29 protein-coding genes and 1 pseudogene are annotated in these 24,473 nt (G+C 46.5%); 27 read left to right on the top strand and 3 right to left on the bottom strand.

The window, feature by feature from the left end; all coding sequences use genetic code 11:
- The first annotated feature begins 22 nt into the window (after positions 1 to 22).
- The 7 genes and pseudogenes from glpX to AXI59_RS09340 all read left to right on the top strand — a co-directional run bounded on the left by glpX (position 23) and on the right by AXI59_RS09340 (position 6,696).
- Positions 23 to 988, top strand: a complete 966-nt coding sequence (gene glpX, locus AXI59_RS09365; protein ID WP_061528023.1) for a class II fructose-bisphosphatase — start codon at positions 23 to 25, stop codon at positions 986 to 988.
- 199 nt (positions 989 to 1,187) lie between these two features.
- Positions 1,188 to 1,352: pseudogene (locus AXI59_RS20870) on the top strand (hypothetical protein).
- A gap of 43 nt (positions 1,353 to 1,395) precedes the next feature.
- Positions 1,396 to 2,682: a transcription termination factor Rho gene (gene rho, locus AXI59_RS09360; protein WP_061522514.1), complete on the top strand. Its 1,287-nt coding sequence runs from the start codon at positions 1,396 to 1,398 to the stop codon at positions 2,680 to 2,682.
- A 126-nt stretch (positions 2,683 to 2,808) separates the two neighbouring features.
- Positions 2,809 to 3,009 (top strand): 50S ribosomal protein L31, encoded by a 201-nt coding sequence (gene rpmE / locus AXI59_RS09355; RefSeq protein WP_003151132.1) that lies wholly within the window; start codon positions 2,809 to 2,811, stop codon positions 3,007 to 3,009.
- A gap of 80 nt (positions 3,010 to 3,089) precedes the next feature.
- Positions 3,090 to 3,680: a thymidine kinase gene (locus AXI59_RS09350; protein WP_061522515.1), complete on the top strand. Its 591-nt coding sequence runs from the start codon at positions 3,090 to 3,092 to the stop codon at positions 3,678 to 3,680.
- Positions 3,681 to 3,957: 277 nt separating this feature from the next.
- On the top strand, positions 3,958 to 5,655 hold the full coding sequence (malS, locus tag AXI59_RS09345) for an oxaloacetate-decarboxylating malate dehydrogenase (protein WP_061528022.1): 1,698 nt from the start codon (positions 3,958 to 3,960) through the stop codon (positions 5,653 to 5,655).
- Between the two features lie 84 nt (positions 5,656 to 5,739).
- Entirely contained in the window at positions 5,740 to 6,696 is a 957-nt protein-coding gene (locus AXI59_RS09340; RefSeq protein ID WP_061528021.1) for an AEC family transporter, read from the top strand.
- Positions 6,697 to 6,730: 34 nt separating this feature from the next.
- Here AXI59_RS09340 and racA read toward each other — a convergent pair whose 3' ends face one another.
- Together racA and gloA2 are read right to left on the bottom strand one after the other, a co-directional pair.
- A complete protein-coding gene (racA, locus tag AXI59_RS09335) occupies positions 6,731 to 7,291 on the bottom strand; it encodes a chromosome-anchoring protein RacA (RefSeq protein ID WP_061528020.1) in 561 nt (186 codons plus the stop codon).
- 111 nt (positions 7,292 to 7,402) lie between these two features.
- The gene (gene gloA2, locus AXI59_RS09330; protein ID WP_061528019.1) at positions 7,403 to 7,786 is read right to left on the bottom strand and encodes an SMU1112c/YaeR family gloxylase I-like metalloprotein; all 384 of its coding nucleotides are present in this window, start codon (positions 7,784 to 7,786) and stop codon (positions 7,403 to 7,405) included.
- 112 nt (positions 7,787 to 7,898) lie between these two features.
- Between gloA2 and prfA the strand changes: the two genes are divergently transcribed.
- The 3 genes from prfA to AXI59_RS09315 all read left to right on the top strand — a co-directional run bounded on the left by prfA (position 7,899) and on the right by AXI59_RS09315 (position 10,179).
- A complete protein-coding gene (prfA, locus tag AXI59_RS09325) occupies positions 7,899 to 8,969 on the top strand; it encodes a peptide chain release factor 1 (RefSeq protein ID WP_061528018.1) in 1,071 nt (356 codons plus the stop codon).
- Position 8,970: 1 nt separating this feature from the next.
- Positions 8,971 to 9,828, top strand: a complete 858-nt coding sequence (gene prmC / locus AXI59_RS09320; RefSeq protein WP_061522521.1) for a peptide chain release factor N(5)-glutamine methyltransferase — start codon at positions 8,971 to 8,973, stop codon at positions 9,826 to 9,828.
- Between the two features lie 72 nt (positions 9,829 to 9,900).
- On the top strand, positions 9,901 to 10,179 hold the full coding sequence (locus AXI59_RS09315) for a DUF5316 family protein (RefSeq protein WP_061522522.1): 279 nt from the start codon (positions 9,901 to 9,903) through the stop codon (positions 10,177 to 10,179).
- Here the strand turns inward: AXI59_RS09315 and AXI59_RS09310 are convergent.
- Positions 10,166 to 10,540: a UPF0715 family protein gene (locus tag AXI59_RS09310; protein WP_061522523.1), complete on the bottom strand. Its 375-nt coding sequence runs from the start codon at positions 10,538 to 10,540 to the stop codon at positions 10,166 to 10,168. The genes AXI59_RS09315 and AXI59_RS09310 overlap by 14 nt on opposite strands.
- 158 nt (positions 10,541 to 10,698) lie before the next feature.
- On the opposite strand from AXI59_RS09310, the gene spoIIR reads away from it, so the two are divergent.
- From spoIIR to atpD, 17 genes are all read left to right on the top strand, one after another.
- Positions 10,699 to 11,379 carry a stage II sporulation protein R gene (gene spoIIR, locus AXI59_RS09305; RefSeq protein ID WP_061528031.1) on the top strand — a complete coding sequence of 227 codons (681 nt, stop codon included), beginning with the start codon at positions 10,699 to 10,701 and terminating at the stop codon, positions 11,377 to 11,379.
- Between the two features lie 71 nt (positions 11,380 to 11,450).
- Positions 11,451 to 11,894 (top strand): GNAT family N-acetyltransferase, encoded by a 444-nt coding sequence (locus tag AXI59_RS09300; RefSeq protein ID WP_061522711.1) that lies wholly within the window; start codon positions 11,451 to 11,453, stop codon positions 11,892 to 11,894.
- Positions 11,895 to 12,050: 156 nt separating this feature from the next.
- Positions 12,051 to 13,091 carry an L-threonylcarbamoyladenylate synthase gene (locus AXI59_RS09295; protein ID WP_061522525.1) on the top strand — a complete coding sequence of 347 codons (1,041 nt, stop codon included), beginning with the start codon at positions 12,051 to 12,053 and terminating at the stop codon, positions 13,089 to 13,091.
- 68 nt (positions 13,092 to 13,159) lie between these two features.
- Positions 13,160 to 13,717, top strand: coding sequence for a manganese efflux pump MntP (locus AXI59_RS09290; protein WP_061528017.1), 558 nt, complete (start codon positions 13,160 to 13,162; stop codon positions 13,715 to 13,717).
- Between the two features lie 73 nt (positions 13,718 to 13,790).
- Positions 13,791 to 14,246: a low molecular weight protein arginine phosphatase gene (locus AXI59_RS09285; RefSeq protein ID WP_061528016.1), complete on the top strand. Its 456-nt coding sequence runs from the start codon at positions 13,791 to 13,793 to the stop codon at positions 14,244 to 14,246.
- A 148-nt stretch (positions 14,247 to 14,394) separates the two neighbouring features.
- Positions 14,395 to 14,844: a ribose 5-phosphate isomerase B gene (gene rpiB / locus AXI59_RS09280; protein WP_061522528.1), complete on the top strand. Its 450-nt coding sequence runs from the start codon at positions 14,395 to 14,397 to the stop codon at positions 14,842 to 14,844.
- Positions 14,845 to 14,857: 13 nt separating this feature from the next.
- Positions 14,858 to 15,400 carry a TIGR01440 family protein gene (locus tag AXI59_RS09275; protein WP_061522529.1) on the top strand — a complete coding sequence of 181 codons (543 nt, stop codon included), beginning with the start codon at positions 14,858 to 14,860 and terminating at the stop codon, positions 15,398 to 15,400.
- 147 nt (positions 15,401 to 15,547) lie between these two features.
- Positions 15,548 to 16,795 (top strand): serine hydroxymethyltransferase, encoded by a 1,248-nt coding sequence (glyA, locus tag AXI59_RS09270; RefSeq protein ID WP_061522530.1) that lies wholly within the window; start codon positions 15,548 to 15,550, stop codon positions 16,793 to 16,795.
- 135 nt (positions 16,796 to 16,930) lie between these two features.
- Entirely contained in the window at positions 16,931 to 17,560 is a 630-nt protein-coding gene (upp, locus tag AXI59_RS09265; RefSeq protein ID WP_061522531.1) for a uracil phosphoribosyltransferase, read from the top strand.
- Positions 17,561 to 17,979: 419 nt separating this feature from the next.
- The gene (locus tag AXI59_RS09260) at positions 17,980 to 18,363 is read left to right on the top strand and encodes an ATP synthase subunit I (protein WP_061522532.1); all 384 of its coding nucleotides are present in this window, start codon (positions 17,980 to 17,982) and stop codon (positions 18,361 to 18,363) included.
- Positions 18,364 to 18,370: 7 nt separating this feature from the next.
- Entirely contained in the window at positions 18,371 to 19,105 is a 735-nt protein-coding gene (gene atpB, locus AXI59_RS09255) for a F0F1 ATP synthase subunit A (RefSeq protein ID WP_061522533.1), read from the top strand.
- A gap of 43 nt (positions 19,106 to 19,148) precedes the next feature.
- Positions 19,149 to 19,361, top strand: a complete 213-nt coding sequence (atpE, locus tag AXI59_RS09250) for a F0F1 ATP synthase subunit C (protein ID WP_003151167.1) — start codon at positions 19,149 to 19,151, stop codon at positions 19,359 to 19,361.
- Between the two features lie 142 nt (positions 19,362 to 19,503).
- Positions 19,504 to 20,016 carry a F0F1 ATP synthase subunit B gene (atpF, locus tag AXI59_RS09245; protein ID WP_061522534.1) on the top strand — a complete coding sequence of 171 codons (513 nt, stop codon included), beginning with the start codon at positions 19,504 to 19,506 and terminating at the stop codon, positions 20,014 to 20,016.
- On the top strand, positions 20,013 to 20,558 hold the full coding sequence (locus tag AXI59_RS09240; RefSeq protein ID WP_061528015.1) for a F0F1 ATP synthase subunit delta: 546 nt from the start codon (positions 20,013 to 20,015) through the stop codon (positions 20,556 to 20,558). The genes atpF and AXI59_RS09240 overlap by 4 nt, the downstream gene beginning before the upstream one ends.
- Positions 20,559 to 20,574: 16 nt before the next feature.
- Complete coding sequence (gene atpA, locus AXI59_RS09235) at positions 20,575 to 22,083, top strand: F0F1 ATP synthase subunit alpha (RefSeq protein ID WP_061522536.1); 1,509 nt, start codon at positions 20,575 to 20,577, stop codon at positions 22,081 to 22,083.
- 76 nt (positions 22,084 to 22,159) lie between these two features.
- Positions 22,160 to 23,023 carry an ATP synthase F1 subunit gamma gene (gene atpG, locus AXI59_RS09230; protein ID WP_061528014.1) on the top strand — a complete coding sequence of 288 codons (864 nt, stop codon included), beginning with the start codon at positions 22,160 to 22,162 and terminating at the stop codon, positions 23,021 to 23,023.
- A 25-nt stretch (positions 23,024 to 23,048) separates the two neighbouring features.
- A complete protein-coding gene (atpD, locus tag AXI59_RS09225; protein WP_061522538.1) occupies positions 23,049 to 24,467 on the top strand; it encodes a F0F1 ATP synthase subunit beta in 1,419 nt (472 codons plus the stop codon).
- Positions 24,468 to 24,473: the final 6 nt, after the last annotated feature.

Here is a 24,473-nt window from a genome sequence, read left to right as displayed (position 1 = left end):
TTTGAGAGGAGAGCGTGTTGAAATGGAAAGAAGTTTATCAATGGAGTTGGTTCGCGTCACTGAGGCGGCGGCATTAGCATCCGCCAGATGGATGGGCCGCGGAAAAAAAGATGAAGCCGATGATGCGGCGACAAGTGCAATGCGTGACGTGTTTGACACAGTGCCGATGAAAGGCACTGTTGTGATCGGGGAAGGCGAGATGGACGAGGCGCCGATGCTTTACATCGGCGAAAAGCTCGGCAACGGCTACGGCCCGCGCGTCGACGTGGCCGTGGATCCGCTTGAAGGCACAAATATCGTAGCCAGCGGCGGCTGGAATGCGCTTACGGTGATCGCGGTCGCTGACCACGGAACGCTGTTAAACGCTCCTGACATGTACATGGAAAAAATCGCGGTCGGCCCTGAAGCGGTAGGCTGCATTGATATCGAAGCTCCGGTCATTGATAACTTAAAAGCCGTTGCAAAAGCGAAAAACAAAGACATTGAAGATGTCGTAGCAACGATTTTAAACCGTGACAGACACGAAAAAATCATTTCTGAATTGCGTGAGGCGGGCGCCAGAATTAAACTGATCAACGACGGTGATGTCGCCGGCGCCATCAATACGGCGTTTGACCATACAGGCGTGGACATTCTGTTCGGATCAGGCGGAGCGCCTGAGGGCGTTCTGTCCGCAGTCGCTTTAAAAGCGCTCGGCGGAGAAATCATCGGCAAGCTTCTGCCGCAAAATGAGGAAGAAAAAGCACGCTGTGAACGTATGGGCCTTGATGTTTCAAAAGTGCTTCGCATGGAAGACCTTGTAAGAGGAGACGATGCCATTTTCGCCGCAACAGGCGTAACGGACGGCGAGCTTTTAAAAGGTGTTCAGTTCAAAGGTTCCGTCGGCACGACGGAAAGCTTGGTCATCCGGGCGAAATCAGGCACGGTTCGGTTCGTTGACGGAAGACACAGCCTGAAGAAAAAACCAAACCTTGTCATCCGGCCATAATAGAGAGAAAGAGCGGGAACGAAAGTCCCGCTTTTCTTTTGCAAAAAAGAGTCAACCCTATCATTTATATGTCAAAACATTATTTAAGTTGAATAATTTTTTGAAATGAGGTAAAAATAAAGAGTGCTGCGATTTTCTGTGTAATTCCTTCTTTTGAGTACTGGGAAATTTTAAATTCTACCGCATACAGACGATATAAATATTTGATCTTCTCAAGTTTTTGTCCTCGCTTCCTTTCAAAACTCATTAAGACATTCCTTTTAAAGAAAAGCGCCGATCATGGGTGGAAGTGTTACCGATAGAAGTTCCTGACCGTTTTATAAAAGAATGTGCTTTGGCGGAATCATGCAAAGCAGCCAATTGATTGAAAACAGCAATATATTGACTATGAAAAGCGTGGTGTTTTTATGAAAGACGTATCTATTTCCTCTTTGGAAAATATGAAATTAAAAGAGCTATATGAACTGGCAAGACATTATAAAATCTCCTACTACAGCAAACTGACCAAAAAAGAATTAATCTTTGCGATTTTAAAAGCTAACGCAGAGCAGGAAGATCTTCTGTTTATGGAAGGCGTGCTCGAAATCATCCAGTCAGAAGGATTCGGCTTTCTGAGACCGATTAATTACTCTCCAAGCTCAGAAGACATCTACATTTCTGCTTCACAGATCCGCCGCTTCGACTTAAGAAACGGTGACAAAGTATCAGGCAAGGTCCGCCCGCCGAAAGAAAATGAACGCTACTATGGACTTTTGCACGTTGAAGCAGTAAACGGTGATGATCCGGAATCCGCTAAAGAGCGTGTCCATTTCCCTGCGCTTACTCCGCTTTATCCGGATCGCCAAATGGTTCTGGAAACAAAACCGAATTATCTATCCACAAGAATTCTCGACATGATGGCTCCGGTCGGCTTCGGCCAGCGCGGTTTAATTGTGGCGCCGCCGAAAGCCGGTAAAACCATGCTGTTAAAAGAAATCGCGAACAGCATTACGACAAATCAGCCTGACGCCGAACTAATCGTTCTCTTAATTGATGAAAGACCGGAAGAAGTGACGGATATTGAACGTTCCGTTGCGGGCGATGTCGTCAGCTCAACGTTTGATGAAGTGCCGGAAAACCACATTAAGGTAGCCGAGCTTGTGCTTGAACGGGCGATGCGCCTTGTTGAACACAAAAAAGATGTCATCATTTTGATGGACAGCATTACCCGCCTGGCCCGCGCATACAACCTCGTTATCCCGCCAAGCGGACGAACGCTTTCCGGCGGTATTGACCCGGCTGCGTTCCATCGTCCGAAGCGTTTCTTCGGAGCCGCGAGAAATATCGAAGAGGGCGGCAGTCTGACCATTTTAGCGACGGCTCTCGTAGATACAGGTTCACGTATGGATGACGTCATTTATGAAGAGTTCAAAGGAACGGGCAACATGGAGCTTCACCTTGACCGTTCGCTTGCGGAAAGACGGATTTTCCCTGCCATCGATATCCGCCGCTCCGGTACGCGGAAGGAAGAGCTGCTCGTGCCGAAAGAGCATCTTGACCGTCTGTGGGCGATCCGCAAAACGATGTCCGATTCTCCGGATTTCGCAGAGAAGTTTATGAGAAAAATGAGAAAAACGAAAACGAACCAAGAGTTTTTTGATTTGATCAACCAAGAATGGAAGCAGGCGAATCTCTCATCATCAGCCCGCCGCTGATACAAAAAAATGTATTTGCAAATGCAGTAAATGACTGATATAATTCTCTCATATGCGTTTCGGACATAGATCCGGAATAATAACTCTGTTTCCACACGGGATTCAGGGCGGAAGGAGATGGATACAATGAAAGCAGGAATTCATCCTAATTTCAAAAAAGCAACAGTTAAATGCGCTTGCGGAAATGAATTTGAAACAGGCTCAGTAAAAGAAGAGGTACGCGTTGAGATTTGCTCTGAATGCCACCCATTCTACACTGGCCGTCAAAAATTCGCTTCTGCTGATGGTCGTGTTGATCGCTTTAACAAAAAATACGGTCTTAAGTAATAATAGATTTTTCAGGCAGGCAAGAAGCACTTCTTGCCTGTTTTTTGTGTCTATAAATCAGAAAAGGGGAGCGGAAGCCTATGTACATAATGAAGCAAAGCGGATGGCTTGAGCTGATATGCGGCAGCATGTTCTCTGGGAAGTCAGAAGAGCTGATCCGCAGAGTGAAAAGAGCGACATATGCGAAGCAGGAGGTAAAGGTGTTTAAGCCCGCCATTGATAATCGCTACAGTGAGGAGGCCGTCGTTTCCCATAACGGAACATCGATGACAAGTCATGTCATCTCGTCTTCTGCTGAGATATGGGATCATATCAGTGAAAGCACGGACGTGATTGCGGTAGATGAAGTGCAGTTTTTCGATGAATCTATCATTGATGACTTGTCCTTGCTGGCGGATAAAGGCTATCGCGTCATTGCGGCAGGTCTTGATATGGATTTCAGGGGAGAGCCGTTCGGCGTTGTCCCAAATCTCATGGCGATGGCTGAATTGGTGACGAAGCTGCAAGCGGTCTGCTCCGTCTGCGGTTCGCCGGCAAGCCGGACACAGCGTTTAATTGACGGGCAGCCCGCTTCCTATGATGATCCGGTCATATTAGTCGGAGCATCAGAATCATATGAAGCAAGATGCAGACATCATCATAAGGTGCCGAAAAAACACACAGATAAATAACCCTTTTCATGAAAACATCGGTAAAAAAGCCGGTGTTTTTTTGACGTTCTTTCAAAAAAATGTAGTTAAATAATTTAAAAAAGAGTATGAAAAAATTAAGTAATTTTCATCTCTTGAATTTTCATTTTTTCAGGCATAAAATGACTAAGTAATGTAAATAGTTATGAGACATTGTTCGAATAATTGTCAAAAAAACATATAGCAGATCATGATCGCAATAGCCTAAATGGGTAATTACTTAACTTTGTTAACTATTTGATGAAAGAAGGAGATTTTCTTGAATAATATTAAAGTAACGAAGGAAGGCAACTTAGAAACTACTTTAAGAGGTAAAGAAGTTTTATCTATTCCTACTTTAAATAAAGGTGTTGCATTCTCAGCAGAGGAAAGACAAAGCCTTGGTTTAGACGGACTTCTTCCTCCGACGGTGCTTTCTCTTGACGAGCAGGCAAAACGTGCGTACGAGCAGTTCTTGGCTCAGCCGGACCGCCTCCGCCAAAATGTGTATTTGAACGATTTGCAAAACCGCAACGAAGTTCTTTTCTTTAAATTGCTACAAAATCATCTTCGTGAAATGCTGCCGGTTGTGTACACACCGACTGTCGGTGAAGCGATTCAAGAATACAGCCATGAGTACAGAAGACCTCAAGGAATTTATCTTTCTATCGATAATGTTGAAGGGATTGAACAAGCGTTTGAAAACCTTCATGCGACTGCCGGCGATATCGATCTTATCGTTGCGACAGATTCAGAAAGCATTCTTGGAATCGGTGACTGGGGCGTAGGCGGTATCAACATCGCCATCGGTAAATTAGCCGTTTACACAGCTGCTGCCGGTATTGACCCGAGCCGTGTGATTCCGGTTGTACTTGATGTCGGTACAAACAATGAAAAACTTCTGAATGATCCATTATACATCGGTAACCGCCATGAACGTATTCAAGGCGAACGCTATGAAGCATTCATTGACGCTTACGTAAAAGCTGCGCTGAAATATTTCCCTAAAGCTCTTCTTCACTGGGAAGACCTTGGAAACAGAAATGCGCGCAATATCATGAAAAAATACAATCATGAAATCCTTACGTTCAATGATGATATTCAAGGTACCGGCGCGATTACACTTGCGGGTGTGCTTGCAGCTATGAAGAAAACAGGCGCATCTATTAAGGATCAGCGCGTGGTTATCTTTGGCGCGGGTTCTGCCGGAATCGGAATCGCTGACCAAATTCGCGACACAATGGTGCTTGCGGGCCTTTCTGAAGAAGAAGCAAACAAAGCATTCTACACAATGGACTACAGAGGCCTGTTAGTAGAAGGCATGGAAGACATTCTTGATTTCCAACAGCCGTACTTGCGCACAGCTGAAGAAATTAAAGATTGGGAACGCAACGAAAAAGGAGAAATTCCTTTCATTGAAGTTATCCGTCAAGCGAAACCGACGATCTTAATCGGTACATCAGGCCAAAGCGGCGCTTTCAGTGAAGAAATCGTTAAAGAAATGGCGAAACATGTTGAGCGTCCGGTTATTATGCCGATGTCTAACCCGACATCGCTTGCTGAAGCTGTTCCTAGTGATCTGTTCAAATGGACTGACGGCAAAGTGCTTGTGGCAACAGGAAGCCCGTTTGACAATGTGGAGTACAATGGCGTTTCTCATGAAATCGGACAATCTAACAACGCGTTTGCGTTCCCTGGACTTGGTCTTGGTTCAATCGTAGTGGAAGCGAAAGTGATTACTCCTGCAATGTTCGCGGCAACTGCTGATGCAATTGCAGAAAGCGTTGATTTTGAAACACCTGGTGCAGGTCTTCTGCCAAGCATTGATAACTTGCAGGAAGTCTCAATTAAAGTAGCTATTGCTGTAGCAGAAGCTGCTATTAAAGAAGGCGTCGCAAACCGTAAGCCTGAAGATGTGAAACAAGCAGTGCTTGATGCGATGTGGACACCGGAATACAAGCAAGTTGTCGCAAAATAATTAAACGATTAATTTTACAGTCCGAGGGAAGGCTTTGTAATAGGGCTAAAGTATACGGACATTAAGGATTTGGAGGAGAACATTTTGAGCTTCTTAGATATTTTAATCCTCCTGGCACCGATCTTTTTCGTGATCGTGCTGGGATGGTTCGCAGGTCGTTTCGGAAGTTACGACGCGAAGTCAGCCAAAGGGGTAAGTACCTTAGTTACGAAATACGCGCTTCCGGCGCATTTTATCGCTGGTATTTTAACCACTTCACGAAGTGCGTTTTTATCACAGGTTCCGTTGATGGTCGCTTTAATCATCGGGATCGTCGGATTTTATATCGTCATTCTGCTGGTTTGCAAATTTATCTTTAAGTATGATTTAACGAATTCATCAGTATTTTCTTTAAACTCAGCACAGCCGACGTTTGCATTTATGGGTATTCCCGTACTCGGCAGTTTATTCGGGGCGAACGAAGTGGCGATTCCGATCGCCGTAACAGGTATCGTGGTTAACGCCATGCTTGATCCGCTTGCGATAATTATCGCTACTGTCGGTGAAACATCTAAGAAACATGATGAGAATAGTGAAAGTTTCTGGAAGATGACTGGGAAGTCTATTCTGCACGGTCTTTCCGAGCCGCTCGCTGCTGCACCGCTTATCAGTATCATCTTAGTGCTTTTCGGTGTATCTCTTCCGGAACTCGGAGATAAAATGCTTGAGCAAATCGGAAGCACGACATCCGGTGTTGCACTCTTTGCCGTCGGTGTAACTGTCGGTATCCGTAAAATCAAACTCAGTCTGCCGGCTTTCGGTATCGCTCTGTTAAAAGTTGCCGTTCAGCCAGCGCTGATGTACTTGATTGCTCTTGCGGTCGGACTTCCTGCTGACCAAACGACAAAAGCGATTTTGCTAGTTGCCTTCCCAGGTTCTGCGGTAGCTGCGATGATTGCTACACGTTTTGAAAAACAAGAGGAAGAAACTGCGTCTGCGTTTGTCATCAGTGCGATTTTATCATTAATCTCACTGCCGATTATTATTGCGCTGACTGCATAATAAAAAAGCTCCCTGTTTCGGGGAGCTTTTTTTATTAAAATTGAAATTTGAATGGTAAGAACCGTGTTTTTTTTCTGGGTTTCGTATTTTCTGAAGAAGCGGCTGTTTCTGAGAGGGGGTCTGGCTGGGAAAGTTCTTGGATGCGTGAGGCCAATGATTGCAATTCGGCATTGAGATCGTCGATTTCCCGTCTGTGCTGAAGCAGCTGATAAGAAACCCCTTCATCTGCCTTTTGCTTTAGCTGCCGTTCCAGCTCTTCAATTCTCGAAAGCAGCTGATGCTCGTCCTGCTTTTCCTTCGTGAGGATGTCCAGCTTACGCTCCAGCTCTTCCAATTTTCGTTCGGCGCCGCCGCTTGTTGTCCTTTGTAAAATGAAACCCGCCCGTTTTTTAGGCTGCCGGGGGACTTGAATGTCCTGAAGCGCCGTACCTTCTGCAATTTGCTTTTTGACCGATTTCAGCACGTCAAGATCTGCAGCCGTAAAGGAATAGTGTCCAAGCTCATTCCGTTCAGCCGGAAGGTTCAGCTGCTTGACCCATCTTTGCACCGTTTTTGCGGAGACGCCGAGTTCTTTTGCGGCCATGTTTGTATTCATGATCACATACCTCCTTTTCAGCTAGGTATTCGACCATGAGAAGCAGTTCCCTTCACGTTAGACAAAACAAGAAGGAATTCGCCAAAGAAAGCGGCTTTTCTTCAAAAAACGTTATGCTTCATACAGTTCGAGGGGAAGCCTGTCGGGATCAAAGAAAAAAGTAAACCGTTTGCCTGTCAAAGGGTCGGTTCTCACCGGTTCTGTTTCGACGCCTTTGTCCCTCAATTCCCGGACGGCGTCTTCAAGATTAGTGACGGTGAAGGCAAGGTGGCGCAGACCGGCGGCTTCAGGCCGGGTCGGACGCTCGGGCGGATGAGGAAAGGAAAACAGCTCGATCGCATACGAGCCCCCAAGGGCCAGATCAAGCTTATATGACCCGCGCTCCTGACGGTATGTTTCTTGAATGATTTCAAAACCGAGCGTCTCGGTATAAAAAGCTTTCGACTTTTCATAATCAGAGCATATGATTGCTATATGATGGATGGATTTAAGCAAACCGATTCCTCCTTTTTTTGCTTTAGTATAACAGAGGCGAATTGCTTTTGACTGGTGATAAGCCCTATACTATAATGATAATGTTACGCACAGGAAAACAGAGGTGAAGACCGTGTTAGACCGTTTACAGTCAATTGAAGAACGATATGAGAAATTAAATGAGCTTTTAAGTGATCCGGAAGTGGTTAACGATCCGAAAAAGCTTAGAGAATATTCTAAAGAGCAATCTGATATACAAGAAACCGTTGATGTCTATAGACAATACAGAGACGCATCAGAACAGCTTGCCGATGCGAAAGCAATGCTTGAGGAAAAGCTTGATGCTGATATGAGAGACATGGTGAAGGAAGAAATCTCCGAATTGCAGGGTGAGACGGAGGCCTTATCAGAGCGATTAAAAGTGCTTCTCATTCCGAAAGACCCGAACGATGATAAAAACGTTATCATGGAGATTCGCGGTGCCGCTGGCGGAGAAGAAGCCGCACTGTTTGCGGGAAATCTCTACAGAATGTATTCGCGTTATGCTGAAATCCAAGGCTGGAAAACCGAGGTAATGGAAGCCAGCGTGACCGGTACGGGCGGTTATAAGGAAATTATATTTATGATTACGGGTAAAGGCGCGTACTCCAAGCTGAAGTATGAAAACGGAGCGCACCGTGTTCAGCGTGTGCCGGAAACGGAATCAGGCGGCCGCATCCATACTTCTACAGCCACCGTCGCATGTCTTCCGGAAGCAGAAGAGGTAGAGGTGGATATCCATGAAAAGGACATCCGCGTTGATACATTTGCATCAAGCGGACCGGGCGGACAAAGCGTAAACACGACAATGTCAGCCGTACGCTTAACGCATTTGCCGACAGGTGTCGTCGTATCCTGCCAGGATGAAAAGTCCCAAATCAAAAACAAAGAAAAAGCGATGAAGGTGCTCCGCGCCAGAGTTTATGACAAATTCCAGCAAGAAGCCCAGGCTGAATACGATCAAAACCGTAAATCAGCCGTCGGCTCAGGCGACCGTTCTGAGCGTATCCGCACGTACAATTTCCCGCAAAACCGCGTGACGGATCACAGAATCGGCCTGACGATTCAAAAGCTGGATCAAATCCTGGAAGGCAAACTTGACGAAGTGGTTGAAGCATTAATCGTAGAAGACCAGTCAAGCAGGCTCCAGCAGGCGGAAAATTAAGATGAAGACTGTTTTTGAAGCCCTAAGCTGGGCTTCTTCTTATTTAACTGAAGCGGGAAGAGACAAAAACGCGGCCGAGCTGCTGCTGTCAAATGATACAGGCATGGAGCGGAGCAAGCTTCTCGCGAGCCTCCGGGAGCCTGTCGGGGAAGATGAGCTTTATCGATTCAAACGGCATGTGGAAATGCATAAAGAAGGCATTCCGATCCAATATATTATCGGAAAAGAATATTTTTACGGCCGAGAGTTTTTTGTGAATGATGATGTCCTGATCCCGCGTCCGGAAACGGAAGAAGTGGTGTATCACCTGCTGGAAAAACAAAAGCTTGTGTTTCCTGCAGAAGAAAGACTGAGTGTATTGGATATCGGCACGGGAAGCGGGGCCATTGCGGTGACACTTGCGCTTGAAAACGAGCGGCTTTCGGTATCCGCGGCGGATATTTCGAAAGAAGCGCTCCAAGTGGCGGAAAAAAATGCGAAAAACCTCGGAGCGGACGTGCGCTTTTTTCAAGGCGACCTGCTCGGCCCATTTATCTCATCAGGTGAAAAAGCGGACATCATTGTTTCAAATCCGCCATATATTTCTGAAGAAGAGATGGCCGGCTTATCGGATATCGTCCGTTTCCATGAGCCGCTTCACGCCCTGACTGACGGCGGCGACGGTTTGAAATTTTATAAGCGTTTTATGGAGGAGCTGCCGCTTGTCATCAAGGACAAGGCGCTTGTCGTTTTTGAAATCGGATATAACCAGGGGAAAGCCGTAAAGGAACTGTTCTGTCATTCATTTCCGAATGCAGAGGTTGAGGTTCTGAAGGACATTAATGGAAAAGACAGGACCGTGTGCGCGGTCATCAAATGAACGAGAAAGCCTGCCGGTGACGCACACGGCAGGCTTTTGTTACAATGAAAAGAAAATGAAAGGGGCCCCGCGATGAAAAAAGCTTTTGCCGCAGGATGTATTCTGGCCTCCGCTGCCTTTGCAGCAGGCTTCATTTTGCCAATACGGCATGACATGATCTACGGAACCGTTTCAGCCATTCTCATCGTAATGTCAATCATTGTATCCGGCTTAGCCGTCAGCGGAGAAGAGCAGAGGGCGAATTATCATTCGGAAACAAAAGAAGGACGGCACGCCCGTTTGAAGATGGCCTCCGCTTTTTTTCTCGCCGCGGTTCCTTCTGCCGTTTGTTTGCTCATTACGCTTCTGTAGCGGGCCGCTGTTTTTGCAGCAATACAGAATCCCATACCCAATATACAACGGCCGTTAATACTGCGAAGATATAAAAGGCCGAATTGCTGAACAAAGACTCACCGGATGGCTGTAAAATGCCGAAGATGATGCAGTTGGCAATAAACGAGGCCGCTAAATAATAGATAAAATAAAGCGGATGAAACCTTTTCGGCTTCTTATTCATGTAATATTGAAGCGGCAGGGCAAAAATTAAATAAGGAAACAAAAAGTAAAAGGCCATCGTGATTAAAGCTGCAATAACAAATTGATGGACATACAAAATTGAATAAATGACAGACATAGTGGCCGCCGACAGCAGCACGGTATAATTATATTTCATCAATAACCCTCCTATCAAAATAATATCGTACCATAATCTGAGTTTACAAACACAGATTATCAGCTTACTAGATTTTTTTCTCCCCGCCGGTTTAAACCTTTTCTGCCTTGTCCATAATGGGACTAAGATAAAAAGCACGGAGAGGAACGGTGGGGACCATGAAACAAACAATGATGATTTGTATATATATCTTTCTGTTATTATCAGGTGCGCTTGCAGGTTTGACAAAAGAAGAAACGGCACAGGCATCAGCCAATGAACCGGTTGTTATACCAGATGAAGCAATTCGCCTGCGGATATTGGCAAACAGCGATGATGACAAAGATCAAAAGCTCAAGCGCCAGATCAGAGATGCCGTCAATAAAGAGATCACGGGCTGGGTTAAAGACATCACTTCGATTGAAGAAGCGCGCCGTCTCATTCGCTCAAAGCTGCCGGAGATCAAGGAAATCGCCAAAGAAACCATGAAAAAAAAGGGCATGCACCAATCCGTCTCGGTCGATTTTAATAAAATCTCGTTTCCGACAAAGCTTTACGGCAATATGGTTTATCCTGCGGGAAAATACGAAGCGATTTTGATTACACTCGGCGAAGGGGAAGGCGCCAACTGGTGGTGTGTCCTGTTCCCGCCGCTTTGTTTCCTTGATTTTTCAAATGGAGAAGCAGTAAAAGACCAAGAAGACAAAAATCAGCAGCAGGAAGAAACACAGAAACAGACGGCAAAAGCCCTTGATGATCTAAAGCAAAAGACAGATAAGGCTAAAAAAGATGATAAAGAAGACAGTGATACCGAAGTTAAGTTTTTCCTCGTTGATTGGATTTCTGATCTGTTTTCCTGAAACGAAGAGGTATAAAATCAGATTCGTTTCATAGATTGGAAGAAAGAGATGATGCAAACGGGGTGAAATGTATGTTTTATCAGCTGAGAGTGGCAAGGGATAAAGACACGGAGGCGCTTGAGACCTTTTTGAGACAGGCAGACACAGCGCATGCAGAAATTGATCAAAGCGTCAGCCGGTTTATCATGCTGGAGGACAGCGAAAAGCAGATTGCGGCATGCCTGGGCATCGAAAAAGTCAGCGGGGGGAAAGGGCTTCTTCGGTCGCTCGTCATGTCGGACAGGCTGAATCAAAGCCATATCGTCACGCTGTTTCAGAGTATGGAAGTACTGTGTGAAAAACATCAGATTAAAGATGTGTACTTAGTGGCCAACCAGATCTCATCCGCAGAATTTCTGAATGTCATGGGGTTTGAAACGTGCGGCGAGATGCCTGAAGAGCTGTATGCGTCCGAGCACTTTCGCGATTCATTACGCACAAAGGGTTCATTTTTAATGGTGAAAACCTCCGCTTAAGCTGACTTATACACATAGTTATCCACTTATTGCAGAGTGTTGTCCACATATTGTGGATAACACTTGTTTTATTGAAGGACATCTTTTATACTTTCAAAAGGAATATACGAGAGAAAATAAAGTTTTACCGCTTTAAAATAAGGAGTTTGGTTATACATGAAAACGAGAAGATGGTTTGTGGATTCATCAGCGGAATTATCCACAAACAATCCACAAATTACACAAGCTGCGGAATTGCTCCAACAAAATGAGGTTGTGGCTTTTCCGACAGAAACTGTTTACGGCCTCGGCGCCAACGCTGAAAACACGGAAGCCGTGGCAAAAATTTACGAAGCGAAAGGAAGGCCGAGCGATAATCCGCTCATCGTTCATATTTCGGACATCGGCCAGCTTGATCGTATCATCAGCTATATCCCTGAAACAGCGGAAAAGCTCATGAGGGAATTTTGGCCGGGGGCGCTGACTCTTGTCTTGCCGTGTAAACCCGGTATGCTGTCACCGCGTGTCACCGCGGGGCTTAGCACGGTAGCGATCAGAATGCCGGATCATCCCGTGGCGCTTTCGGTCATCCGCTCAGCGGGATTGCCGATTGCAGCGCCGAGCGCCAATTTATCAGGCAAACCCAGCCCGACGAAGGCCGAGCATGTGGCCCATGATTTAAACGGCCGCATTGCCGGCATTGTAGACGGCGGGCCGACGGGAATCGGAGTGGAATCAACCGTTCTTTCCTGCACGGGAGAGCAGCCTGTCCTGCTTCGCCCGGGAGGCGTTACAAAGGAACAAATTGAAGCAATCGCCGGGCCGATTCTTGTGGATAAAGGGTTAACCGAAGATGATGAGATCCCCATTTCTCCGGGAATGAAATATACACATTATGCGCCTTCCGCGCCGCTTGCGATCGCAGAAGGCGGCGCCGCACGAATTCAAGAGCTGGCAGACGGGTATAAAAGGCAGGGAAAGCGGATCGGTATCCTGACGACAGAGGAAAACGCCGGTCTGTACCATGCTGATTTTATAAAAGTCTGCGGAAAACGGGCTGATCTTGAAACGGTGGCCTCCTCATTATATGATGCGCTCCGCAGCTTTGATGAAGCAGAGGTGGACATGATCATTTCTGAATCCTTTCCTGATACTGGAGTGGGCCTTGCCGTGATGAACAGGCTTATGAAAGCCGCCGGAGGCACCGTTATCCGTTAAACGTTCTACCCCTTATCGGACATGCATAAGCTAAAAAAAGCGGGCGTGTCCAAGGGGGTTTTTTTATCATGTCGAGTGTATTCATAGGGGAGCTTTTGGCCTTAAGCATGATGGCATTTGCTTTAGGAATGGACGCTTTTTCTGTCGGGCTTGGAATGGGGATGGTCCGGCTTAGAAAAAGGAAGATTTTTCATATAGGGTTCGTTATCGGGCTGTTCCATGTCATCATGCCGCTGGCCGGGATGGCGGCGGGACAGCTGCTGTCCGGTTTTTTGGGGATGCTCGCTGTTTACATCGGCGGATCTCTGCTTTTCATCTTGGGGGCCCAGATGATTTTTGCCGCGTTTAAACAATCAGAAGAGCCGTTCATTTCTCCGGCGGGAGCGGGATTATTAATATTTGCGGTCGGTGTCAGCCTTGACAGCTTTTCTGTCGGGCTTGGCCTCGGAATGTACGGCTCAAAGCCGCTCTTAGCCGTTGCGCTGTTCGGGGCATTCAGCACCGTCTTAACATGGGCGGGCCTTTTGATCGGAAGCAAGGTGCAGTCATGGCTCGGCTCCTACAGCGAAGCGCTGGGCGGAACGATATTAATCGGTTTTGGGCTTAAACTGCTTTTGCCGCTATAAGATACTTAAAAAAAGAAACGAAGATGCCGTTTCATTTTTCTTCATTTATAATAAGCAGTAAGAGGTGACAGACATGAAGATTATATTTGTTTGTACAGGAAACACGTGCCGCAGTCCGATGGCTGAGGCGCTTTTTAAATCAATCGCGGAAACGAAAGGGCTTACCGTCAGCGTCGGTTCAGCCGGAGTGTTCGCGTCTCCGCGCGGAAAAGCATCGGCTCACGCTGTAGAAGCGCTGTTTGAAAAGCGGATCGCCCTCAACCACAGCTCATCTCCCTTATCGGAAGAACATATAGAGACGGCGGATTTGGTGCTGGCCATGACAGAACAGCATAAACAGCTGATTATCAGCCGGTTTGAAAACAGCCGGGACAAAGTATTTACCATTAAAGAATATGTGACAGGGCGCAAGGGAGACATTTCAGATCCGTTCGGCGGTTCGCTTGACGTCTATAAACAGACGAGAGACGAGCTGGAGGAGCTGCTTACCCTTCTTGCCGATCAATTGCTTGACGAAGAAAGAAAGTGAATTGTCAGAAAATGTGCAAACAGGTCATTTGCAAAACGGACGTGAAAGAGTAGAATAAAGTCAACAGACATCGCAGGAGCCTAAAAACGAAAGGGGCAAGCCACACGAGAGGGATGTCTTCGCATAACCACACCTAGGAGGTAAATAAATGAAAGTAGCTATAGCGTCAGATCACGGCGGCGTCCATATCCGAGAGGAAATAAAGGGTCTATTGGATGAATTGCAGATTGAGTATATGGATATGGGCTGTGAGTGCGGAAACGGTTCTGTCGATTACTCTGACTACGCTTTTCCTGTAGCGGAAAAAGTGGTGAGCGGCGAAGTCGACAGAGGCATTTTAATTTGCGGCACAGGCATCGGTATGAGCATCTCCGCAAACAAAGTAAAAGGAATACGCTGTGCGCTTGCGCATGACACTTTCAGCGCAAAAGCTACACGTGAACACAACGATACGAATGTTCTCGCCATGGGAGAACGCGTAATCGGCCCCGGGCTGGCGCGCGAAATCGCAAAAATCTGGCTGACGACTGAATTTACGGGCGGACGCCACGAAAGACGGATTGGCAAAATCGCAGATTACGAAGAAAAAAATCTGTAAGAGGTGCTGGACAATGGAAGAGATGAAACAAAAATGGACGGACATGCTGGCTGAATTTCAAGAGCAGGCCGGGCTGAAAAACGGCAGTCTGCTTGTGATCGGATGCAGTACGAGTGAAGCCGCCGGAAGCCGGATCGGCACCTCGGGGAGCGGGGAGTGGGCCGAGCTGATTTACGGCGGACTTGCCGAATTCAAGCAGAAAACGGGCATATATCTCGCTTTTCAATGCTGTGAGCATTTAAACAGAGCGCTTGTCATTGAGGCGGAAACAGCCGAACTGTTCAGGCTTCCCATTGTTTCAGCCGTACCCGTTCCGAAAGCCGGCGGGGCGATGGCCTCTTATGCTTACAGGCAGATGGAATCCCCCGTGCTTGCCGAAGCCATTCAGGCTGACGCCGGAATAGACATCGGCGATACATTCATCGGCATGCATTTAAAACCCGTTGCCGTACCCGTCCGGATATCAAGCCGTGAGCTCGGAGAAGCCCATGTGACGATGGCCCGTACAAGGCCGAAGCTGATCGGCGGGATCCGCGCCGTTTATGAATGCGAATGATAAAAATACTTTTTATATATAATGTTCGTGTTTTCTAATTAAATTTTGTGATTTTTTTAAATAAGCTGTTACATTCACCTGAAAAACCATGTACAATAAGGGTGTTAAAAATAAAGAACAGGAAACGGATAGGAGAGGATCTCGCTGATGAAACATTTACCTGCACAAGATAAACAAGTGTTTAACGCCATCAAAGATGAGCGTAAGCGTCAACAGACTAAGATCGAACTAATTGCTTCTGAAAATTTCGTGACGGAAGCCGTAATGGAAGCCCAAGGCTCTGTATTAACGAACAAATATGCTGAAGGCTACCCCGGCAAACGCTACTACGGAGGCTGTGAGCACGTTGATGTCGTTGAGGACATCGCCCGCGACCGCGCGAAAGAGATTTTCGGGGCAGAGCATGTAAACGTTCAGCCGCACTCAGGCGCTCAGGCGAACATGGCTGTTTACTTTACGATTTTAGAGCACGGCGACACAGTGCTCGGGATGAACCTCTCCCACGGCGGCCACTTAACACACGGAAGCCCGGTTAACTTCAGCGGTGTTCAATACAACTTTGTAGAATACGGTGTCGATAAAGACACGCAATATATAGATTATGAAGACGTGCGTGAAAAAGCGCTGGCGCATAAGCCTAAGCTTATCGTTGCTGGAGCGAGCGCGTATCCTCGTACAATTGACTTTAAAAAATTCCGCGAAATTGCTGATGAAGTCGGCGCTTTATTTATGGTCGACATGGCTCATATCGCGGGTCTTGTCGCTGCCGGTCTTCATCCGAACCCGGTTCCATACGCAGATTTTGTAACGACAACGACTCACAAAACGCTTCGCGGACCGCGCGGAGGAATGATCCTTTGCCGCGAAGAGTTCGGCAAAAAGATTGATAAATCCATTTTCCCTGGTATTCAAGGCGGGCCGCTTATGCATGTCATCGCAGCGAAAGCCGTTTCTTTCGGGGAAGTGCTGAAAGATGATTTCAAAACATATGCGCAAAACGTTATTTCGAATGCGCAGCGTCTTGCTGAGTCTCTGAACAAAGAGGGCATTCAGCTTGTGTCAGGCGGAACGGATAACCATCTTGTGCTTGTTGATCTCCGTTCTCTCGGTTTGACAGGAAAAGTGGCGGAACATGTGCTTGATGAAATCGGCATCACTTCAAATAAAAACGCGATCCCTTACGATCCGGAAAAACCATTCGTCACAAGCGGCATCCGTCTCGGTACGGCAGCTGTGACAAGCCGCGGTTTTGACGGCGACGCGCTTGAAGAGGTCGGCGCCATCATCGGCCTTGCGCTGAAAAACCATGAAGATGAAGCGAAACTAGAAGAAGCGAGACAGCGTGTGGCTGCCTTGACTGAAAAGTTTCCTTTATATAAAGAACTCGATTATTAATATGGAAGAAACCCGCCGGAACCTTAATCCGGCGGGTTTTTTTGACGATTTTCTTGAAACTCGCTGTCTTTTTCTGTAGAATCAATAGAAGTGTGAAAAAGTCACTCGGACAAAGAAAAAGGAGCTGAACACAGTATGGGAAAGGTTTACGTATTTGATCATCCTTTAATCCAGCACAAGCTGACATATATTCGGAATGAAAATACAGGCACGAAGGATTTCAGAGATCTTGTCGACGAAGTCGCTTCACTGATGGCGTTTGAAATTACACGTGATCTTCCTCTTAAAGAAGTGGAAGTGAAAACACCTGTTCAAACAGCGACATCCAAAGTGATTTCAGGGAAGAAACTCGGTATCGTGCCGATCCTGAGAGCGGGTCTCGGAATGGTAGACGGCATGCTGAAATTAATCCCCGCCGCCAAAGTGGGACATGTCGGGTTATACCGTGATCCGGAAACCTTAAAACCGGTAGAATACTATGTCAAGCTTCCTTCCGATGTAGAAGAACGTGAATTTATCGTCGTGGACCCGATGCTTGCGACGGGAGGCTCCGCGGTTGAAGCGATTAACAGCCTGAAGAAGCGCGGCGCGAGAAACATCCGCTTTATGTGCCTTGTGGCGGCTCCTGAAGGTGTGGAAGAGCTGCAAAAGCATCATCCTGACGTTGATATTTACATCGCGGCTCTCGATGAAAAATTGAACGAAAAAGGCTATATCGTTCCGGGGCTCGGCGACGCGGGAGACCGTTTGTACGGAACGAAATAAATGGAAAACCTCACCGGGGGTTTTCTTTTTTTTATCCAGTTTTTTGCTGAATGGGCAGGTTTCATACATTTATAGGTGAAAATGTGAACATTCTGTGTATGCTTTTAGTATAAAAAGTTTTTTAACTTTAAACAGATTGACACATGTTAGGGGCTATTGTATGCTAAACGAGGGTATTATGAGAAGGTTTTCATTGCTTTCATTTCTAGTATCCATCCTCATTTTGAATCCTCCAAAAAAACCCGTTTTATGAGGATTTATCTAAGCGAATGAAACAGCATCCCGTATGATCATGAGGATGAATGGTTTTTTCGAACAAGGCCGTTTTGCGGGACAAAAAGGGCCTTCTGCTAGGGTTAACCGCTTGTATTGCCGTATCCAGGAATTATATTACATTTTCATCAGGAGACAGATAGTTGATGGACGATCCCAATCTTACATTCCGCAGACAACGAAGATATGTATTTGTAATCTTAGCAATCTATTTGCTGGGATATGGGTTTACGGCGTATAAAACCATTTTTTTAGGCCTCATTTTGGGAACTGTTTTCAGTTTGTTTAATCTTTGGCTCTTGACCAGAAGAATGAATGCTTTTGACAAGGCCGTAGCAAAAGGAAAGTCCATACGATCACTCGGGAGCGCAGCGCGTTGGTGCAATGCGATACTTGCGATGGCTATCGCTTTTAAATATCCCGGCCAAGTGAGTGTGGCAAGCGTAATTATTGGATTAATGACAATTTATCCCGTCATTATGATAGATTCCATTATTCAGCTCAAACGTTCATCAATGGAAGAGAGGTGAAAACCCATTGAATCACAATTACAGAACTTTTGATTTGTTTGGTCTTACTTTTAATGCGACAAACATTCTGATGATAACTGTGGCGAGTGTGATTGTGCTGCTGATTGCGATTCTTACTACGAGAACGCTGTCTATCCGTCCCGGAAAAGCCCAGAACTTCATGGAATGGATTGTTGATTTTGTCCGCAATATTATAGGCAGTACAATGGATTTGAAAACAGGGGCTAACTTCTTGGCGCTTGGTGTAACCTTGCTGATGTACATATTTGTATCAAATATGCTGGGGCTGCCGTTTTCCGTAACAGTCGGACACGAGCTTTGGTGGAAATCACCGACGGCTGATCCGGCCATTACCCTGACTCTTGCCGTTATGGTAGTGTCTTTAACCCATTATTATGGCGTGAAGATGAAAGGTTTGAAGGAATATTCTAAGGATTATCTCAGACCGGTTCCGCTTATGTTCCCGATGAAGATCATTGAAGAGTTCGCGAATACGCTGACACTCGGCCTTCGTCTTTATGGTAACATATTCGCCGGTGAAATTCTTCTGAGCCTCCTTGCAGGACTTGCGACGAATTTCTACTCAGACAGCTTCTTTCTCGGTTTGGTCGGCACAGTCGGAGCAATAATCCCGATGCTTGCATGGCAGGCGTTCAGCTTGTTCATCGGAACCATCCAAGCGTTTATCTTTACGATGCTGACGATGGTATACATGTCACACAAAATCAGTCATGATCATTAAAACATATATCCATTCGGATAACATTTAAAGGAGGAACTTTTTCATGAATTTAATAGCAGCTGCGATTGCAATCGGTTTAGGCGCACTTGGTGCAGGTATTGGTAACGGTTTGATTGTTTCACGTACGGTAGAGGGAATTGCCCGTCAGCCGGAAGCAGGAAAAGAACTTAGAACTCTTATGTTCATGGGTATCGCATTAGTTGAAGCCCTTCCTATTATCGCTGTCGTTATCGCGTTCTTAGCGTTCTTTGGCTAAGCAAAAAAGCCTTATATGAACTAAAAATGGCGAAGATCACTCTAAGAGAACCTTCGCCATTGCTTTATGTCTGATAAGCAGGCCGTCCTTAAACGGCTTTTTATCAGCAGAGAAAACCTGCAGAAGGGAGTTGCCGTAGTAGATGTCTCAATTACCTCTTGAATTAGGACTGTCGTTTAACGGCGGAGATATCCTATTCCAATTGTTAGCTATGTTAATTTTATTAGCGCTTCTCAAGAAATTCGCTCTGGGACCGCTATTAAATATAATGAAACAGCGTGAAGATCATATCGCCGGCGAAATTACGTCCGCTGAAGAAAGAAATAAAGAAGCGCAGCAGCTGATTGAAGAGCAGCGCGTTCTTTTAAAAGAAGCAAAACAGGAATCACAATCACTCATTGAAAATGCGAAAAAACTTGGTGAGAAGCAGAAGGAAGATATTATCCAGGCTGCGCGTGCCGAGTCTGAAAGATTGAAAGAAGCGGCGAGAACCGAAATTGTGAAAGAAAAAGAACAAGCCGTTTCCGCTCTTCGCGAGCAAGTCGCATCACTTTCTGTCTTAATCGCATCGAAAGTCATTGAGAAAGAGCTTGATGAACAAGCCCAGGAAAAACTGATTCAGGACTATCTTAAAGAGGTAGGAGAAAGCCGATGAGTGGATCTGCTGTCTCTAAACGATACGCGTCAGCGCTTTTCGACATTGCCGTTGAGACCTCTCAAATCAATGAAATCGAAGAAGAGCTTACCGTAATAAAAGAAGTTTTCCAAAACGAAGCCGGACTGCAGGAAGTGTTAAGCCATCCGAAGGTATCGGCTGCTAAGAAAAAAGAGCTGATTCAGCATTCGTTCGGCGCACTGTCTGAGTCTGTGCTGCATACGATTTTTCTTTTGATTGACCGCAGCCGGTCTTCGATTGTGCCTGATCTCACAGACGAGTTCATCAAACTCGCCAATCAGGCCCGCCAAACAGAGGACGCGGTTGTGTATTCAGTAAAGCCGCTGTCAGAGGCGGAAATGTTATCATTATCTCAAGTATTTGCAAAAAAAGCCGGAGTCGCTTCGCTCAGAATCAGAAATGAAGTGCAGACGGATTTAATAGGCGGAATTAAGGTCCGCATTGGAAACCGGATTTTTGACGGAAGCGTGAGCGGAAAGCTGCAGCGCATGGAACGTCAACTTGCCGGAGGAAATCGATAGAAGGGGTGAAACCTAAGTGAGCATCAAAGCTGAAGAGATTAGCACGCTGATAAAGCAGCAAATTCAAAATTACCAATCTGAAATTGAAGTTCATGACGTAGGTACAGTCATCCAAGTCGGAGACGGTATTGCGCGTGTGCACGGCCTTGACAATTGTATGGCCGGTGAACTTGTTGAATTCTCAAACGGCGTTTTGGGTATGGCTCAAAACCTTGAAGAATCCAACGTAGGTATCGTTATCTTAGGGCCTTACAGAGATATCCGTGAAGGAGATGAGGTCAAAAGAACGGGCCGCATCATGGAAGTTCCTGTAGGCGAAGAATTAATCGGACGTATTGTCAATCCGCTGGGACAGCCGGTAGACGGACTCGGCCCGATTCTGACAAGCAAAACCCGCCCGATTGAAAGCCAGGCACCTGGTGTTATGGATCGTAAATCAGTCCATGAGCCGCTGCAAACGGGAATTAAAGCGATCGACGCATTAATTCCGATCGGCCGCGGACAGCGTGAGCTGATCATCGGGGACCGTCAAACAGGTAAAACATCTGTTGCGATTGATACCATCTTAAACCAAAAAGACCAGGACATGATCTGTGTGTACGTAGCAATCGGGCAAAAGGAATCAACAGTCCGCGGCGTAGTGGAAACATTGCGTAAGCATGGCGCGCTTGATTACACGATTGTCGTGACGGCGTCTGCATCACAGCCTGCTCCGCTTCTTTACCTTGCACCGTATGCAGGGGTTACGATGGGTGAAGAATTCATGTACAACGGCAAGCACGTTCTCGTCGTATATGATGATTTATCAAAACAAGCAGCCGCTTACCGTGAGCTGTCATTGCTTCTTCGCCGTCCGCCGGGCCGTGAAGCATTCCCTGGAGATGTATTCTATCTTCACTCCCGCCTCCTTGAGCGCGCAGCAAAGTTGAGTGACGCAAAAGGCGCAGGATCAATTACGGCATTGCCGTTCGTAGAAACACAAGCCGGTGATATCTCTGCTTATATCCCGACAAACGTTATTTCCATTACAGACGGACAGATCTTCCTTCAATCCGACTTGTTCTTCTCAGGCGTACGTCCTGCGATCAATGCCGGATTATCGGTCTCCCGTGTCGGCGGATCAGCCCAAATCAAAGCGATGAAAAAGGTAGCGGGCACACTGCGCCTTGACCTTGCTTCATACCGTGAGCTTGAAGCATTCGCTCAATTCGGATCTGATCTTGACCAAGCGACTCAGGCGAAGCTGAACCGCGGTGCGCGTACAGTTGAAGTGCTGAAGCAAGATTTGAACAAGCCGCTTCCGGTTGAAAAACAAGTTGCCATTCTTTATGCGCTGACAAAAGGATATCTTGATGATATTCCGGTTGCGGATATCAGACGTTTTGAAGAAGAGTACTATATGTACCTTGACCAAAACCATAAAGAGCTGCTTGACAGCATTGCGCAAACAGGAAACCTTCCTGCTGACGAAGATTTCGCTGCGGCGCTGGAAGGCTTCAAACGCACATTTGCACCAAGCAACTAACCCTTATGCAGATGAGAGAAAAAGGTTCTCTTTTTCTCTCTTTTTACGCAAATGAAGAATAAAGGTGGTGAAATCTTTGGCCTCATTACGCGATATTAAGTCAAGGATCACGTCAACGAAAAAAACAAGCCAAATTACAAAAGCCATGCAGATGGTATCCGCCGCAAAGCTGAATCGCGCGGAAACCAACGCGAAATCATTTGCTCCGTATATGGATAAGATCCAGGAGGTTGTCTTTAACGTCGGAAAAGGCGCGAAAAACGCGAAACATCCGATGCTTATCTCAAGAGAAGTGAAGAAGACGGCGTATCTCGTCATTACGTCTGACCGCGGGCTTGCGGGTGCGTTTAACAGTTCGGTTCTCAGAAATGCTTACCGCACCATTCAAGAACGCCATCAGTCTAAAGACGAATACACGGTGATTGCGATCGGAAGAGTCGGCCGCGATTTCTTCAAAAAACGGGAAATGCCGATTTTGTCTGAATTAGTAGGGCTTGGCGACGAGGTCACTTTTTCTCAGATCAAAGATTTGACCCGTCAGACGGTTCAAATGTTTATCGACGGCGCTTTTGATGAACTGCATTTGGTTTACAACCATTTTGTCAGTGCGATTACGCAGGAAGTGACGGAGAAAAAAGTGCTTCCGTTAACTGATTTCGGAACAAGCGGCGGAAAACGGACGGCTTCTTACGAATTTGAGCCGGATGAAGAAGAGGTTCTGGAAGTTTTGCTTCCTCAATATGCAGAAAGCTTAATTTTCGGTGCGCTTCTTGACAGTAAAGCAAGTGAACACGCTGCGAGAATGACAGCGATGAAAAATGCGACTGATAATGCGAAAGAACTCATTGATTCACTTTCGCTTTCATATAACCGTGCTCGCCAAGCGGCGATTACGCAAGAAATTACAGAAATTGTCGGCGGTGCAGCCGCTTTAGAATAGAAAGATTTTGGCAGGAGGGATAGCGATGAAGAAAGGACGCGTGAGTCAGGTGCTTGGACCGGTTGTCGACGTACGTTTCGAAGACGGCCATTTGCCTGCGATTTACAATGCGATTAAAGTTTCACAGCCAGCTACAGGCGAAAATGAAGGCATCGATCTAACGCTAGAGGTTGCTCTTCATTTAGGCGACGATACAGTTCGTACGATTGCCATGGCATCTACGGACGGAATTCAGCGCGGAATGGAAGCCGTTGATACAGGGGCTCCGATTTCGGTTCCTGTCGGTGACGTTACACTTGGACGCGTATTTAACGTACTGGGAGAAAAAATTGATTTAAATGAGCCGCTTCCTGCGGATGCCCAAAAGGATCCGATCCACAGATCAGCTCCTTCATTTGATCAGCTTTCAACAGAGGTTGAGATTCTTGAAACGGGAATTAAAGTTGTTGACTTGCTTGCTCCTTATATTAAGGGCGGTAAGATCGGATTGTTCGGCGGTGCCGGTGTAGGTAAAACCGTATTAATCCAGGAATTAATCAACAACATCGCGCAAGAGCACGGCGGTATCTCTGTATTCGCCGGCGTAGGAGAACGTACTCGTGAAGGGAACGACCTTTTCTACGAAATGAGCGATTCAGGCGTTATCAAGAAAACAGCCATGGTCTTCGGACAAATGAACGAGCCGCCGGGCGCGCGTATGCGTGTGGCACTGACGGGTCTTACAATGGCTGAGCATTTCCGTGATCAGCAAGGACAGGACGTATTGTTCTTCATTGATAACATTTTCCGTTTCACACAAGCGGGTTCAGAGGTTTCCGCCCTTCTCGGACGTATGCCTTCTGCGGTTGGTTACCAGCCGACGCTTGCAACAGAAATGGGTCAGCTTCAAGAGCGTATCACGTCTACAAACGTTGGTTCAGTAACATCTATCCAGGCGATCTATGTGCCTGCGGATGACTATACTGACCCGGCTCCGGCAACGACGTTTGCTCACTTGGATGCGACGACAAACCTTGAGCGTAAATTAACTGAGATGGGTATCTACCCTGCGGTTGATCCGTTGGCTTCCACATCCCGCGCACTTGCTCCGGAAATTGTCGGAGAAGAGCACTACGCGGTTGCCCGTGAAGTACAGTCAACGCTTCAGCGTTACAAGGAATTACAGGATATTATCGCAATTCTCGGTATGGACGAATTGAGTGAAGAAGACAAGCTTGTCGTTCACCGCGCACGCCGTATCCAGTTCTTCCTTTCTCAAAACTTCCACGTAGCTGAACAGTTTACGGGACAAAAGGGTTCTTATGTGCCTGTTAAAGAAACGGTAAAAGGCTTTAAAGAAATCCTGTCCGGTAAATACGATCATCTTCCAGAAGATGCGTTCCGTCTCGTAGGACGCATTGAAGAAGTCATTGAGAATGCAAAAGAGATGGGTGTAGAAGTTTAATCTGGT

The organism is Bacillus nakamurai, from assembly GCF_001584325.1.
Taxonomy (GTDB): Bacteria; Bacillota; Bacilli; order Bacillales; family Bacillaceae; genus Bacillus; species Bacillus nakamurai.
This window is presented reverse-complemented; position numbering and strand designations above follow the sequence as displayed.

What these genes read in the sequence shown, in the direction of transcription:
- glpX (WP_061528023.1), top strand. Translation starts at nt 23, where the DNA reads ATGGAAAGAAGTTTATCAATGGAGTTGGTTCGCGTCACTGAGGCGGCG.
- rho (WP_061522514.1), top strand. Translation starts at nt 1,396, where the DNA reads ATGAAAGACGTATCTATTTCCTCTTTGGAAAATATGAAATTAAAAGAG.
- rpmE (WP_003151132.1), top strand. Translation starts at nt 2,809, where the DNA reads ATGAAAGCAGGAATTCATCCTAATTTCAAAAAAGCAACAGTTAAATGC.
- AXI59_RS09350 (WP_061522515.1), top strand. Translation starts at nt 3,090, where the DNA reads ATGTACATAATGAAGCAAAGCGGATGGCTTGAGCTGATATGCGGCAGC.
- racA (WP_061528020.1), bottom strand. Translation starts at nt 7,291, where the DNA reads ATGAATACAAACATGGCCGCAAAAGAACTCGGCGTCTCCGCAAAAACG.
- prmC (WP_061522521.1), top strand. Translation starts at nt 8,971, where the DNA reads ATGAAGACTGTTTTTGAAGCCCTAAGCTGGGCTTCTTCTTATTTAACT.
- AXI59_RS09315 (WP_061522522.1), top strand. Translation starts at nt 9,901, where the DNA reads ATGAAAAAAGCTTTTGCCGCAGGATGTATTCTGGCCTCCGCTGCCTTT.
- AXI59_RS09310 (WP_061522523.1), bottom strand. Translation starts at nt 10,540, where the DNA reads ATGAAATATAATTATACCGTGCTGCTGTCGGCGGCCACTATGTCTGTC.
- spoIIR (WP_061528031.1), top strand. Translation starts at nt 10,699, where the DNA reads ATGAAACAAACAATGATGATTTGTATATATATCTTTCTGTTATTATCA.
- AXI59_RS09300 (WP_061522711.1), top strand. Translation starts at nt 11,451, where the DNA reads ATGTTTTATCAGCTGAGAGTGGCAAGGGATAAAGACACGGAGGCGCTT.
- AXI59_RS09295 (WP_061522525.1), top strand. Translation starts at nt 12,051, where the DNA reads ATGAAAACGAGAAGATGGTTTGTGGATTCATCAGCGGAATTATCCACA.
- AXI59_RS09290 (WP_061528017.1), top strand. Translation starts at nt 13,160, where the DNA reads ATGTCGAGTGTATTCATAGGGGAGCTTTTGGCCTTAAGCATGATGGCA.
- AXI59_RS09285 (WP_061528016.1), top strand. Translation starts at nt 13,791, where the DNA reads ATGAAGATTATATTTGTTTGTACAGGAAACACGTGCCGCAGTCCGATG.
- rpiB (WP_061522528.1), top strand. Translation starts at nt 14,395, where the DNA reads ATGAAAGTAGCTATAGCGTCAGATCACGGCGGCGTCCATATCCGAGAG.
- AXI59_RS09275 (WP_061522529.1), top strand. Translation starts at nt 14,858, where the DNA reads ATGGAAGAGATGAAACAAAAATGGACGGACATGCTGGCTGAATTTCAA.
- glyA (WP_061522530.1), top strand. Translation starts at nt 15,548, where the DNA reads ATGAAACATTTACCTGCACAAGATAAACAAGTGTTTAACGCCATCAAA.
- upp (WP_061522531.1), top strand. Translation starts at nt 16,931, where the DNA reads ATGGGAAAGGTTTACGTATTTGATCATCCTTTAATCCAGCACAAGCTG.
- AXI59_RS09260 (WP_061522532.1), top strand. Translation starts at nt 17,980, where the DNA reads ATGGACGATCCCAATCTTACATTCCGCAGACAACGAAGATATGTATTT.
- atpE (WP_003151167.1), top strand. Translation starts at nt 19,149, where the DNA reads ATGAATTTAATAGCAGCTGCGATTGCAATCGGTTTAGGCGCACTTGGT.
- atpF (WP_061522534.1), top strand. Translation starts at nt 19,504, where the DNA reads ATGTCTCAATTACCTCTTGAATTAGGACTGTCGTTTAACGGCGGAGAT.
- AXI59_RS09240 (WP_061528015.1), top strand. Translation starts at nt 20,013, where the DNA reads ATGAGTGGATCTGCTGTCTCTAAACGATACGCGTCAGCGCTTTTCGAC.
- atpD (WP_061522538.1), top strand. Translation starts at nt 23,049, where the DNA reads ATGAAGAAAGGACGCGTGAGTCAGGTGCTTGGACCGGTTGTCGACGTA.